The organism is Sphingomonas sp. MJ1 (PH-R8) (assembly GCF_048058635.1).
Classification (GTDB): domain Bacteria; phylum Pseudomonadota; class Alphaproteobacteria; order Sphingomonadales; family Sphingomonadaceae; genus Sphingomonas.
In genome coordinates this window covers 1-12,388 of record NZ_JBBEFX010000030.1, presented here as the reverse complement: position 1 = coordinate 12,388, position 12,388 = coordinate 1, and the positions used below count along the sequence as shown (strand labels likewise).

The following is a 12,388-nucleotide window of genomic DNA, read 5'->3' as shown; positions in this document are numbered from 1 at the left end:
CCGCCACCCGCAGCCACTGGTCCCACGCCCCCCGGCGCGACGTCTGGAACAGCAGCGGCTTGCCCAGCAGGTCCGCCGGTTCGCGGATCGGGTTCTTCTCCAGCCACGCGGGCGCGCACACCGGGATCGCCGCCTCGCGGAACAGCAGCTCGTGCACCATCCCCGGCCATTCCGGCCGCCCGAAGTCGATCGCCGCATCGAACCGCTCCTCGACCATCTCCAGCGGATAGGTCCGCGCTGCCAGGTTCACCACCAGCTCCGGGTGACGCGCGGTCAGCCGCGGCAGCCGCGGCGCCAGCCAGCGCATGCCGAAGCTCGGCAGCGTCGCGATGTCGAGCGTGTTGGTCGGCCGCCCGCCCGCAACCCGCGCCGTCGCCCGCCGGATCCGCTCCAGCGCCGGCGCGATCTCCGCGGCATAGGCGCGGCCTTGCGCGTTCAGCGTCACCCGCCGCCCGGCGCGATCGAACAGCGGCGCCTGCACCCAGTCCTCCAGCAGCGCCACCTGCCGGCTGACCGCGCTCTGGGTCAGCCCCACCGCCTCGCCCGCGCGGGAGAAGCCGCCCAGCCGCGCCGCCGCCGCAAAGCTGTTCAGCGCGGCCATCGGCGGCAGCAGCCGGCGTCCTTCATTCCCATCGCTCATCAGCACATGACTCCTTTGCGTTTGCGCTAGCACGGCTCCGGCGTAGAGGTGAACGCTTGGCTGGAGCGAGGAACGTTCATGCGCATTGAGAATGATAGCGTGCTGGCGCGGCTGGTCCGCAACGTGCTGGGCGATCGCACCGAGGCGGCGTTCGACGCCCTCGTCATTCCGGCCGAACTGGCCGAGGTCACCGGCGATCGCGTGCCCCGAGTCGTCTTCGCCATGGCGCTCGCGACCGTATTGTTCGACGACCTGCTCGCCCGCGTGCCGAGCGGCGCCCGCTATGTCGCGGACCGCCGCGCCGCCGGCGGGCACATCCTGTTCGACCATGGTGCGCTCCGCACCATCCGCTTTCCGCAAGGCCCGACCGGCGCGCTTCCCGCCGGCCAGGACGCATTTGCCCGCATCCTCGAGCCGCTCGGCTATGCCGTCGCCAGCCTCTACCCGCTGCCGGCGCTCAAGATGACCGGCCACGCCTATTGCCACCGCGACCTGCCCGAGGCGATCCCACAGTATTTCGTGAGCGAGCTCCACGTCGAGCGCTTCGACGACGCCTTTGCCGAGGCGGCCGCCCGCGTGTTCGGCACCTCCATCGATCCGCTCACCCCCGCCGATGTCGCCGTGCTCGACGGCTTCGCCCGCGATGGCTCGGTCGCCTATGCCGATGCCGAGCCCGCACTCCCGCGCATCGCCGCCGCCTTCGATCGCCAGCACGGGGACGTCACCGTCGCCGACTATGAAGCGCTGCTCGCCCAATCGGGCGAGGCCGCCTGGATCGCGACCGAGGGCAACGCCTTCAACCACGCGACCGACCGCGTTGCCGATGTCGAGGCGCTGTCCGATACCCTCCGCGACGGCGGCTGGCCGATCAAGGAGCGCGTCGAGATCTCCGCCAGCGGCCGCGTCCGCCAGACCGCGTTCCGCGCCGACCCCGTCGAGCGCCTGTTCGTCGATGCGGACGGCCAGCAGGTCCGCCGCACCGTGCCGGGCTCCTTCTACGAGTTCATCACCCGCCACGCGAAGGATGACGGCAGCCTCGACCTCGCGTTCGACAGCGCCAATGCGACCGGCATCTTCGCCATGACCCAGGCCGCATGAACGACGCGCTCGCCCGGGCACTTCGCGACGCGGTCGGCCCCGCCCACCTGCTGACCGACCCGGGCGACCTCGCCGGCTATGCGAGCGACGGCCGCGGCGTCACCGGCCAGCCGCTCGGCGTAGTGCGTCCGGCCTCTGCGCAGGAGATCGCGGCCGTGCTGCGCGCCGCCCATGCCGCCGGCGTGCGCGTGGTGCCGCAGGGCGCCCGCACCGGCCTGGTCGCGGCCGGCATCCCCGGCGCGGACGCGGACCTGCTCGTCCTCAACCTCGACCGGCTCGCCCGCGCCGCCGCGATCGATCCCGTCAACCGCACCGCAGAGGTCGACGCCGGCGTGCGCCTCTCTGCGCTCAACGCCGCCGCCCTGCCGCATGGTCTCAGCTTCCCGATCGATCTCGGCGCGGACCCGTCGATCGGCGGCATGATCGGCGCCAACACCGGCGGCGCGCGGCTGCTGCGCTACGGCGACGTCCGCCGCAACCTGCTCGCGCTCGAGGTGGTGACGTCGGAAGCCGAGCCCCGCGTGCTCCAGCTCGGCGCGCCCTTGTGGAAGAACAACACCGGCCTCGACCTCAAGCAGCTGCTCGTCGGCAGCTCGGGTGCGCTCGGCGTCGTCACCCGCGCCACCCTCGCGCTCTCGCCGCTCGCCCCCACCCGCGTCACCGCGATGCTCGCGCTCGACCGCGACGAGACCGCCGTTGACCTCCTGCTCGCACTCGAAGCCAGCTTCGGGACGCTGCTCACCGCGTTCGAGGGCATTTCCGCCCCCGCGCTCGACGCCGCCCTCACCCATGTCCCGCGCCTGCGCGATCCCTTCGCCGGACAGCGCCCGGCCTATGCCGTGCTGGTGGAGCTGTCCGCCGGTGCCGCCTTCGACGTCGAATGGCTGGAGGAGCGCCTCGGCGACACCCTCGCCCCCTGGATGGAGCGGGGCGCGGTCGTCGATGCGATGCTCGATCGCCGCGACGATCTTTGGGCGATCCGCCATGCCGTGCCGGAGGGGCTGCGCGCCTCGGGCAAGGTCGTCGCCTGCGACATCGCGCTCCGGCGTGGCGACGTCATGCGCTTCCGCCGCGACGTGGCCGCCCGGGTTCAGGCGGTCGCGCCGCAGCTGCGCCTCCACGACTTCGGCCACGTCGGCGACGGCGGGCTGCACTTCAACCTGGTGTGGCCGCCCGAAGCCGGCCCCTTCGACCCCGCCGTGGCGGAGGCCGCCCGCGCCACCGTCTTCCGCGCGGTGGTTGGGGAATATGGCGGCAGCTTCAGCGCCGAACACGGCATCGGGCCCTCGAACGCCGCCTGGTACACCGAACTGGTGCCCGAACCGGTGCGCAGCCTTTCCGGCGCCGTCCAGCGCCTCCTCGCCCCCGTGCCCGTCGGCCGGGTGGACTTCCACGATCCCGTTCAAGGAGACAGGGCATGACCGACCACCTCATGGGCGTCTATAATCGCGCACCGCTTTCGGTCGCGCGCGGCCAGGGCGCCTGGCTGTGGGATACCGAGGGTCGCCAGTATCTCGACTGCGTCGCCGGCATCGCCACCAACGCGCTCGGCCATTGCCATCCCAAGCTCGTCGCCGCGCTCACCGAGCAGGCGAACACGCTCTGGCACGTTTCCAACATCTTTCGCGTGCCCGGCCAGGAAGCGCTCGCGGAGCGGCTGACCGCCGCCACCTTCGCCGACGTGGTCTTCTTCGCCAGCACCGGCACCGAGAGCGTCGAATGCGCGCTCAAGACCGCGCGCCGCTATCACTATGCCAAGGGCGCGCCGGAGCGGATCGACGTGATCGGCTTTGCCGGCTCCTTCCACGGCCGCACCTATGGCGCGATCAACGCCGCCGGAAACCCGTCCTATACCGAGGGCTTCGGCCCGCGCCTTCCGGGCTATGTCCAGCTCACCCTGGACGACGCGGCCGGTCTGGCCGAAGCCATCGCCCGCCCCACCACCGCCGCCGTGATCGTGGAGCCCGTGCAGGGCGAAGGCGGCGCCCGCGCGCTGACCGGCGAATGGCTCACCGAGCTGCGCCGCCTGTGCACCGCCCACGGCGTGCTGCTCATCTATGACGAGGTGCAGAGCGGCATGGGTCGCACCGGCCGCCTGTTCGCGCACCAGTGGTTCGAAGGCGCCGAGCCCGACATCATGTGCGTCGCAAAGGCGCTGGGCGGCGGCTATCCCGTCGCCGCCTGCCTCGCCACCGCAGACGCCGCCAGCGGCATGGTCGCCGGCGTCCACGGCACCACCTTCGGCGGCAGCCCGCTCGCCATGGCCGTGGCGCTCGCCGCGTTCGACGAGATTTCCAGCCCCGACACCCTCGCCCACGCACGCGACGTGGCGGAGGATCTGCGCCGCCAGCTCGTCGACCTCGCCGCCCGCTACCCGGACGTGATCCAGGACGTGCGCGGCAAGGGGCTCCTCATCGGCCTGCGCATGATCCCCAACAATCGCGAGTTCATGGGCATTGCGCGCGACCACGGCCTGCTGGTCGCCGGCGGTGGTGAGAATTGCGTGCGCCTGCTGCCCCCGCTCACCCTCAGCCATGCAGAGGCGGCGGAGGCGGTGACCCGGCTCGCGCTTGCCTGCGAGACCGTCCGTGCACAGGTGGCACAGGCGGCCTGATGCTGGTGGTACGACCCGCCGGACCGGCGGATTTGCTTGCGTTAAAGGAACTCGCGGTCCTTTCCGGCCGCGGCTTCACCAGCCTGCCCGAGAATGACGACGTGCTCGCCGAACGACTGGCGCTGGCGGAGGAGAGCTTCGCCGGCACCGTCGCCCCGGCCGAGGCCTGGTACACGCTGATGCTGGAGGAAAGCGACACGGGGGAGGTGCTCGGCGTCGCTGGCGTCCGTGCGGCGGTGGGGCTCACCCGCCCGCACTTCTCCTTCCGCATCGTGACCCTCGCGCAATATTCGCCCGCGGCCCGCACGCGCTTCGATCACCAGGCGCTGGTGCTGGTCAACGAATGCGGCGGCTGGACCGAGGTCGGCTCGCTGTTCGTCCACCCGCGGCTGCGCGGCGATGGCGCCGGCAGCCTGCTGGCCCGCGCCCGCTACATGTTGATCGGCGCCGAGCCGATCCGCTTCTCGCACACGGTGATGGCGGAGCTGCGCGGCTGGTTCGACGCCGACGACACCTCGCCCTTCTGGGAGGGGGTCTCGAGCAAATTCTACCGCCTGCCCTTCGAACAGGCCGACCATATGGTCACCGCCACCGACGGCCAGTTCATCCTGGACCTGGCGCCTCGCCACCCCATCTATGTCGAGTTGATCGACCGCGCCGCCTCCGACGCCATCGGCCGCGTCCACCGCGACGGCGAAGCGGCGCTGGCGCTGCTGGAACGCGAAGGCTTCGAGCGGTCCGGCCTGGTCGACATCTTCGACGGCGGCCCGACCGTCACCTGCGCGCGCGACACGCTGGCGACGGTGCGTAGCGGCCGGACTTGCCGCGTGAAGTTGGGCGACGTCGGCAGCGCACCCGCAGCGCTGCTCTCGACCGCCACCATTGCCGATTTCCGCGCCACCCGCGCGGCCGCTCGCGTCGATGGCGACACGCTGGCGATCGCCCCTGCCACTGCCGACGCGCTCCGCCTGCGCGAAGGCGACCTGATCCGGATGAGTGCCTGATGACAACGTTCCGCTCGATCGACCCCGCCTCCGGTGCCACCGTCTGGGAAGGCGCCGCCGCCACGCCTGCGGAATGCGAGGCCGCCGTCGCCCGCGCCCGCGCCGCGCTCCCCGCCTGGCGCAACGCGCCGCTTGAGGACCGCATCGCCGTCGTCCGCCGCTATGCCGAGGTGCTGGAGGCGGACCGCGAGGATTTCGCCGCCCTCCTCTCCCGCGAGACCGGCAAGCTGCTGTGGGAAACCCGCGCCGAGGTCGGCTCGATGATCGGCAAGGTCGCCGTCTCGATCGCCGCCCAGGCCGAGCGCGCCGGCGAACGCGCGAGCGAAACCGCCTTCGGCCGCGCCGTGCTGCGCCACCGCGCCCATGGCGTCATGGCGGTGCTCGGGCCGTACAACTTCCCCGGCCACCTTCCCAACGGCCACATCGTCCCCGCGCTGCTCGCCGGCAACACGATCGTGTTCAAGCCGTCGGAGGTCACCCCAGCCGTCGGCGCGCACATGGTCGGGCTGTGGGAAAAGGCCGGGCTACCCGCGGGCGTCCTCACCTGCGTTCAGGGCGCGCGCGAGACTGGCGAGGCGCTGGTCGCCTGCGACATCGACGGCCTGTTGTTCACCGGCTCGGCCGGTGCCGGCGCCGCGCTCAAGCGCGCGACCATCGATCGCCCCCACCTGATCCTCGCGCTCGAACTCGGCGGCAACAACCCGCTGATCGTCTGGGATTCACCCGAGGAAGCCGCCTCGATCATCGTCCACTCCGCCTTCGTCACCACCGGTCAGCGCTGCTCCTGCGCCCGCCGGCTGATCGTGCCGCAGGGTGCGATGGGCGACGCCATCGTCGACGCGCTCACCGCGCTCACCGCCCGCATCCGCATCGCCGCCTGGGCCGAGGAAGGCGACGCCTTCATGGGCCCGCTGGTCTCCGCCGCCGCCGCCACCGGCGCCCACGCCGCGGTCGATCGCCTCGTCGCCGCCGGCGCGCGCACGATCCGTCCGTTCGAACGCGTGGCCGGCCGCAGCGACGCCTTCGTCACCCCCTCGATCCTCGACGTGACCGGCGTGGCGGTCCCCGACAGCGAGGTGTTCGCCCCCGTGCTCCAGGTCACCCGCGTCGCCGATTTCCAGGCGGCGATCGCAGCCGCCAACGCCACCGCCTTCGGCCTCTCCGCCGGCCTCGTCAGCAGCGACCCGGGCCAGTGGCAGGCGTTCCTCGACGCCTCCCGCGCCGGCATCGTCAACCGCAACCGGCCCACCACCGGCGCTGCCGCCAACATGCCGTTCGGCGGCCTCGGCGCCTCGGGCAACCACCGCCCCAGCGCCTATTACGCCGCCGACTATTGCGCCTACCCGATCGGCAGCTTCGAGGCGGACACCGTCCAGCCGCTCCCCGTCCCCGGCGCCTGACCCAAGGCCTCACGGGCGGTTCGACAAATAGAACCGCCCGCGACTTGGCATCCCTCGCCTTGCCTGTACGATGTCCGCGACAAGTTCAGGAGCGAATCCGGGCGAGTACAGGCACGTTCGTGGAAGTTGAGATCCAATCCCAACATCCACAATAAACAAAATAGTTTCGCATCAGAGTTCCGGCAGCGCCGCTGTTCTTCTCCGGATGCAACGCTGACCTGTCCCGCCCGGATGAAAGCTTGATCGCACGTCCAAAACAGGGAGAGGGATGCCATGACGACGACAAGGAAAACCCGTTGGGCGCGCACCATCGGCCGCGCGTATCTGCGACCCGCCGCCGTGGCGCTCGCCGCCGCCTGCCTGCTCGCGGCGCCGGCCCAGGCGCAGGAGGACCGGATGACCCCGATCCCCATCCCGGCCCAGCCCGATGCGATCCCGCTCAAGACCGGCCCGCTGCCCGGCGCCAAGGCAAAGGAATCCTGGCACAGCCAGTACAACAGCGTCTTCGCCCGCAACGTGACGGAGGCGACGCTCACCCCCTTCCTCCCCGATCCGGCAAAGGCGACCGGTGCTGCCGTGATCGTGACCCCGGGCGGCGGCTTCCGCACCCTGTCGATGGAGAACGAGGGCTGGGACGTCGCCCGCGCGCTTGCCGCCCAGGGCGTCGCCGCATTCGTCCTCAAATACCGCCTCAACCAGACGCCGGCGGACATGCCCGCGTTCGAACGCTCGATGGCGGAGATGTTCTCGGCCACCGCCGCGCGCCCGCCCCGGCCGAACCCCGGGGACGCGATGGCCGCCCTCGCCCCGCAGATCGCCGATGCCCGCGCCGCCTTCGCGCTGATCCGCCAGCGCGCGCCCGAATGGCGCATCGACCGCGACCGCGTCGGCATGGTCGGCTTTTCCGCCGGTGCGATGCTCACCCTCGCCACCACGCTTTCGGCGCAGGACACCAAGCCCGCCTTCATCGGCCTCATCTACGGCCCGCTTTCCGAAGTGACCGTCCCCGCCGACGCACCGCCGATGTTCGTGGCGCTCGCCGCCGACGATCCCTTCTTCGCCAACAGCGGCTTCGGCCTGATCGAAAGCTGGAAGGCCGCCAAGCGCCCGGTCGAGTTCCACCTCTATGAGCAGGGGGGCCACGGCTTCGGCATGTACCAGAAGAGCACCACCAGCACCGGCTGGTTCTCCGCCTTCTCCAGCTGGCTCGGCATGCACGGCATGCTCAAGCCGCGCGGCTGATGCCCACGCCGGGATCGGAGCGCCCCTCCGGTCCCGGCGCCTTTCTCGCCTCCTGCAGTGAACCGCGCCCGCGCTGAACGGTTGACGCTCGCCAGCCACTGACGAGCCGAACGTGATCGACCCCATCCGCGAACCTCTCGAAGCCGATACGCAGGTCCACGCACCCCCGCCGCCCGCGGGCATGATGAAGCTGGTCGGTGCCGGCGTGGTGACGGGCGCCGCGGACGACGATCCCTCCGCCATCGGCACCTATGCGAGTGCCGGCGCGCGCTTCGGCCTGGGCTTCCTCTGGATCGCTCCGGTCCTGCTGCCGATGATGTACGTCGTCACCTATCTGTCGGCGAAGATCGGCCAGGTCTACGGCAAGGGCCTGTTCGCCTGCATCCGCGACCAGTTCCCCCGCTGGGTGCTCTACCCGATGGTGACGCTCGCCTTCCTGGGCAACATCATCGAGGCGGCGGCGGATCTGGGCGGCATCGGCGCCGCGTTCAACCTGCTCGTGCCCATCCCCGTGCCGCTGATCGTGCTGGGCGCGGCCGTCATCATCTTCGCCGTCCAGTATTTCGGCTCCTACACCCTGATCCGCCGGGTATTCCGCTGGCTGGCGCTGATTCTCTTCGCCTATGTCGCCGCCGCGATCCTCGCGCGCCCCGATCCGCTGGAGATCCTGCGCGCGACCTTCCTGCCCAGCATCACGTTCAGCGCCGAATTCATCGCGCTGGTGGTCGCCTGCATCGGCACCTCGCTCTCCGCGTATGTCTACACCTGGCAGTCGAACCAGGAGGTGGAGGAGCAGATCGCGATCGGCCGCCGCCGCCTGTGGCAGCGCAAGGGCGCGACCCGGCGTGAGATGAAGCGCACCAGCCGCGACGTGCTGGTGGGCATGATCTTCTCCAACCTGATTCTCTACTTCATCATCATGTCGACCGGCCTCACCCTGCATCCCGCCGGCCAGACCGAGATCGACAGCGCCGCTCAGGCCGCCGCCGCGCTGGAGCCGCTCGCGGGCGAGGGCGCGAAATATCTCTTCGCCGCGGGCGTCGTCGGCGTCGGCTTCCTGGCGGTGCCGATCATGACCACGGGCGCCGCCTATGACGTGGTGCAGGGCATCGGGCGCGAGGGCAGCCTCCACGACGCCCCCAGCCACAACAAGCTCTTCTACGCCATCATCGGCATCGTCACGGCGCTTGCCGTCGCGATGAACTTCCTCGGCCTCAATCCGATGAAGATGCTGGTCTGGTCGGGCATCGTCCAGGGCTTCTCCGTGCCCCCGCTCCTGCTGCTGATGATGCTGCTCACCAACAGCCGCAAGGTCGTGGGCGCCCGCACCAACGGCCGCTGGACCAACTTCCTCGGCTGGGCGACGACGCTCGTCACCTTCCTGTGCACGGTGACGCTGGTGGTGACCTGGTTCGTGTGAAGCCCGGTCAGGCCGCTACGGCCTCCGGCGCCGCGCCCACGAACGGCGCCACCACCGCCAGCGCACGCTCGACATAGGGCGCCTTCTCGCCCACCGGGGCGACATAGTGGATCGCCGCCTCCGCATCGGCCAGCGACGCCCCGCGCGCGACCATCCAGGCGGCGAGATATTGCGAGGCGAGGCACCCACCGGCCGTCGCGACGTTGCCGTGCGCCACGAACGGCGCGTCGATCACCCGCACCCCAGCCTCGATCACCCAGGGCTTGGTGGTGAGGTCGGTGCACGCCGGCAGGTCGCCGACCAGCCCCAGCTTGGCGAGCAGCAGCGTCCCCGAACATTGCGCGCCGATCAGCTGGCGCGCGGGATCGAGCCGGATCTGGCCGAGCAATTCGGCGTCGGCGGCAATCTCTCGCGTCCGGATGCCGCTGCCGATCAGCACCGCATCGGCTTCGGCCGCGAACGCCAGCGGCTTCTGGCGCTGGATGGTGACCCCGTTCATCGAGGTGACCTGCTCGGTCGGGCAGGTGATGTGCGCCGCCCAGCCCTGCGCCTTCATCCGGTTCAGGATCGCGGCCGCGACGAACGAGTCCAGTTCGTTGAACCCGTCGAACGTCAGAACCGCAATCTGCATGGCCGCCTCCCTGGCGATGTGTGGAAGCACCGCGTAGCGCATCCCGACCCGCTTGTCGTTCTTCGCCCGCCGGCTGTCCCTACTGCGCCGCCGCGGGCGTCGCACCGGCCGGCAGCACCCAGGCGCGGTCCGCCGCCGCGTCGATCACCAGCGTCACCTGTCGGATGACCGGCAAGCCGATGTTCGCCAGATCGCCCAGGAAGGACACGTCGGGATTTTCCAGCGTCACCGGGCCGATCTTGATGGTCCCGCGCACCCGGCCGCCATAGACCGGACCTTCGGTGTTGATCGACTTGAAGCGGCCGACGACCTTCGCCGGTTCGAACAGCGGCACCGTGTTCATCATCGACATGGGCAGGCTCAGCGCGGCGTTGTAGCCGGTGTCGAAATGCGCCGGCAGCGTGCTGCCGTCGGGCAGGACGATCGGCGTGGTCGGGATGCCCTCCACATAGTCCGTGGCCGCTCCCGCCGGCGCGTTGGTACGCGGCACCAGAAGCGCGCGATCGTTGGCAAGGTCCAGGTACAACAGGCTCCGGGTGAACATCTCGGACGAGAGGATCCCCATCGCGTCGTTGCGATCATAGGCGAATGCTGCCGCCTCGATCGCCCCCACCTTCAGCCCGCCGACCGTGGCATCCGGGATCGAGACCTCGGGTAGCAGCTCCGTCTTGCCCGTGGTCCCGTCGAGCGCCTGGACCTGGCCGATCTTCTTCATCCGAAGGCGCTTGGCGAGATTGTGCTCGATCGTGGCGCCGTCCGAACCCGTATCGAAGACCATCGGGATCAGGTCCCCGTCGGCGACCCGCATCATGACGAGGACGCGGTCCGGCGACTGATAGAGGGTGATCTCGCCCGTTTCCGGCAATCCCGGCGTCGCGGCATCCTCACGAGCCCAGGCGCCGGCCGGGGCCATGAGCAAGGACATTGCGGACAGCAGGACCCGTCCCAACGCATTTGACGCTCGCAACATGGCATCCCCTCCGTGCGGCCCCATCGCTCCGATGCGGAACGTGTACCGGGCCGCCACCTTTGACTACAGATGTAGTTGATTCGTCAAGCTGCCCCTGCACTTCCCCTTTGAAGGCAAACCGCCGCTCCAGATCGAGCCGACAAGCTTTCCTAATTCGAACCCATATGGTTCACCGTCCTGCTTGCACAGGAGGATCTGATGACCATCGAGACGTTGATCGACGAAGTGATCGCGCGCGAGGGCGGGTTCGTGGACCACCCGGCGGACCGCGGCGGGCCGACCCGCTGGGGGCTGACGGAGGCGGTGGCGCGCCGCAACGGCTATGATGGGCCGATGCGTACGCTGCCACGCAGCGTCGCCGCCGACCTCTACCGCCGCCTCTATTGGGAGCGCCCGCGCTTCGCCGACGTCGCCGCCCGCGCGCCCAACCTCGCCGCCGAACTCTTCGACACCGGCATCAACATGGGGCCCGAGGTGGCGACGAGCTTCCTCCAGCGCGCGCTGAATGCGCTCAACCGCGGCGCCACCGACTATGCCGACCTGCGCGTGGACGGTGCGATCGGCCCGGCGACGCTGGCTGCGCTCGACACCTTTCTCGCCAGCCGCGGAACGCTCGGCGAAGCGGTGCTGGTGAAGGCCTGCGACGCGCTCCAGGGCGCCCGCTACCTCGACCTCGCCGAGCAGCGCCCGGCCAACGAGGCCTTCCTCTACGGCTGGCTCGCCAACCGTCTCGGCTGATCGCGCCCTTCGACTTCCACCGTCCGACACCGAAAGGACAGGCACATGAGCATCATCGACGGCGTGATCGGCCCGATCGCGGGGCTGCTCGACCGCATCATTCCCGACGCCAAGGCGCGCGACGCGGCCAAGCTGGAGCTGCTGAAGCTGGAGAACCTGCGCGAGCTGGAGGCGACCCGCATCCAGCTCTCCGCCATCGTCGCAGAGGCGCAGTCCGACGATCCCTGGACCAGCCGCGCCCGGCCCAGCTTCCTCTACGTCATGTACGCGCTGCTGCTGTGGTCGATCCCGATGGGCATCCTCTCGGCCTTCCGTCCCGATCTCGCCGAAGCGGTCGCCCGCGGCATGACCGCGTACCTGCGCGGCATTCCGGAAGAACTCTACGCCCTCTTCGGCACCGGCTACCTCGGCTACACCGCCGCCCGTGCCTGGGGAAAAGCCAAGGGGGTGGAACGCTGACCCCGCCCACTCCCGTACCCCGGCCGAGGCCGGGGTGCAGGGTACCACGCGCCACCGCTGAGGCTTTGAAAGCGAAGCGACGACACCCGTTCTTGGCCTAACCTTAGCCTAACCTTCCGCACCGCAGCACGACCAAAGCGCTCCCGAAACGATCTCCACCCGGCCCCGATTG

Annotated in this window: 12 protein-coding genes; 9 read left to right on the top strand and 3 right to left on the bottom strand. The window is 70.3% G+C overall.

Annotation, left to right across the window (positions count from 1 at the left end):
• On the bottom strand, nt 1-640 hold a 640-nt coding region (locus VPH46_RS15815; RefSeq protein ID WP_416612753.1), incomplete at its 3' end, for a LysR substrate-binding domain-containing protein.
• Nucleotides 641-718: 78 nt separating this feature from the next.
• Between VPH46_RS15815 and VPH46_RS15810 the strand changes: the two genes are divergently transcribed.
• The 7 genes from VPH46_RS15810 to VPH46_RS15780 all read left to right on the top strand — a co-directional run bounded on the left by VPH46_RS15810 (nt 719) and on the right by VPH46_RS15780 (nt 9,418).
• Nucleotides 719-1,738 carry a 2-oxoadipate dioxygenase/decarboxylase family protein gene (locus VPH46_RS15810; protein ID WP_416612751.1) on the top strand — a complete coding sequence of 340 codons (1,020 nt, stop codon included), beginning with the start codon at nt 719-721 and terminating at the stop codon, nt 1,736-1,738.
• Nucleotides 1,735-3,159: an FAD-binding oxidoreductase gene (locus VPH46_RS15805; protein ID WP_416612749.1), complete on the top strand. Its 1,425-nt coding sequence runs from the start codon at nt 1,735-1,737 to the stop codon at nt 3,157-3,159. Before VPH46_RS15810 ends, VPH46_RS15805 begins: the two co-directional genes overlap by 4 nt.
• Nucleotides 3,156-4,352 carry an aspartate aminotransferase family protein gene (locus tag VPH46_RS15800; protein ID WP_416612747.1) on the top strand — a complete coding sequence of 399 codons (1,197 nt, stop codon included), beginning with the start codon at nt 3,156-3,158 and terminating at the stop codon, nt 4,350-4,352. The genes VPH46_RS15805 and VPH46_RS15800 overlap by 4 nt, the downstream gene beginning before the upstream one ends.
• Nucleotides 4,352-5,356, top strand: a complete 1,005-nt coding sequence (locus VPH46_RS15795; protein WP_416612745.1) for an arginine N-succinyltransferase — start codon at nt 4,352-4,354, stop codon at nt 5,354-5,356. Before VPH46_RS15800 ends, VPH46_RS15795 begins: the two co-directional genes overlap by 1 nt.
• On the top strand, nt 5,356-6,756 hold the full coding sequence (astD, locus tag VPH46_RS15790) for a succinylglutamate-semialdehyde dehydrogenase (protein ID WP_416612743.1): 1,401 nt from the start codon (nt 5,356-5,358) through the stop codon (nt 6,754-6,756). The genes VPH46_RS15795 and astD overlap by 1 nt, the downstream gene beginning before the upstream one ends.
• Before the next feature lie 273 nt (nt 6,757-7,029).
• On the top strand, nt 7,030-7,998 hold the full coding sequence (locus tag VPH46_RS15785; protein WP_416612741.1) for an alpha/beta hydrolase: 969 nt from the start codon (nt 7,030-7,032) through the stop codon (nt 7,996-7,998).
• Between the two features lie 112 nt (nt 7,999-8,110).
• On the top strand, nt 8,111-9,418 hold the full coding sequence (locus VPH46_RS15780) for an Nramp family divalent metal transporter (RefSeq protein WP_416612739.1): 1,308 nt from the start codon (nt 8,111-8,113) through the stop codon (nt 9,416-9,418).
• Between the two features lie 7 nt (nt 9,419-9,425).
• Here VPH46_RS15780 and VPH46_RS15775 read toward each other — a convergent pair whose 3' ends face one another.
• Entirely contained in the window at nt 9,426-10,049 is a 624-nt protein-coding gene (locus VPH46_RS15775; RefSeq protein WP_416612737.1) for a DJ-1/PfpI family protein, read from the bottom strand.
• Nucleotides 10,050-10,128: 79 nt separating this feature from the next.
• Complete coding sequence (locus tag VPH46_RS15770) at nt 10,129-10,974, bottom strand: aspartyl protease family protein (protein ID WP_416612735.1); 846 nt, start codon at nt 10,972-10,974, stop codon at nt 10,129-10,131.
• A gap of 243 nt (nt 10,975-11,217) precedes the next feature.
• On the opposite strand from VPH46_RS15770, the gene VPH46_RS15765 reads away from it, so the two are divergent.
• On the top strand, nt 11,218-11,757 hold the full coding sequence (locus tag VPH46_RS15765; protein WP_416612733.1) for a glycoside hydrolase family 108 protein: 540 nt from the start codon (nt 11,218-11,220) through the stop codon (nt 11,755-11,757).
• Between the two features lie 45 nt (nt 11,758-11,802).
• Nucleotides 11,803-12,216, top strand: coding sequence for a holin family protein (locus VPH46_RS15760; protein ID WP_125961618.1), 414 nt, complete (start codon nt 11,803-11,805; stop codon nt 12,214-12,216).
• Nucleotides 12,217-12,388 lie beyond the last annotated feature (172 nt).

What these genes read in the sequence shown, in the direction of transcription:
- VPH46_RS15810 (WP_416612751.1), top strand. Translation starts at nt 719, where the DNA reads ATGCGCATTGAGAATGATAGCGTGCTGGCGCGGCTGGTCCGCAACGTG.
- VPH46_RS15805 (WP_416612749.1), top strand. Translation starts at nt 1,735, where the DNA reads ATGAACGACGCGCTCGCCCGGGCACTTCGCGACGCGGTCGGCCCCGCC.
- VPH46_RS15800 (WP_416612747.1), top strand. Translation starts at nt 3,156, where the DNA reads ATGACCGACCACCTCATGGGCGTCTATAATCGCGCACCGCTTTCGGTC.
- VPH46_RS15795 (WP_416612745.1), top strand. Translation starts at nt 4,352, where the DNA reads ATGCTGGTGGTACGACCCGCCGGACCGGCGGATTTGCTTGCGTTAAAG.
- astD (WP_416612743.1), top strand. Translation starts at nt 5,356, where the DNA reads ATGACAACGTTCCGCTCGATCGACCCCGCCTCCGGTGCCACCGTCTGG.
- VPH46_RS15785 (WP_416612741.1), top strand. Translation starts at nt 7,030, where the DNA reads ATGACGACGACAAGGAAAACCCGTTGGGCGCGCACCATCGGCCGCGCG.
- VPH46_RS15775 (WP_416612737.1), bottom strand. Translation starts at nt 10,049, where the DNA reads ATGCAGATTGCGGTTCTGACGTTCGACGGGTTCAACGAACTGGACTCG.
- VPH46_RS15770 (WP_416612735.1), bottom strand. Translation starts at nt 10,974, where the DNA reads ATGTCCTTGCTCATGGCCCCGGCCGGCGCCTGGGCTCGTGAGGATGCC.
- VPH46_RS15765 (WP_416612733.1), top strand. Translation starts at nt 11,218, where the DNA reads ATGACCATCGAGACGTTGATCGACGAAGTGATCGCGCGCGAGGGCGGG.
- VPH46_RS15760 (WP_125961618.1), top strand. Translation starts at nt 11,803, where the DNA reads ATGAGCATCATCGACGGCGTGATCGGCCCGATCGCGGGGCTGCTCGAC.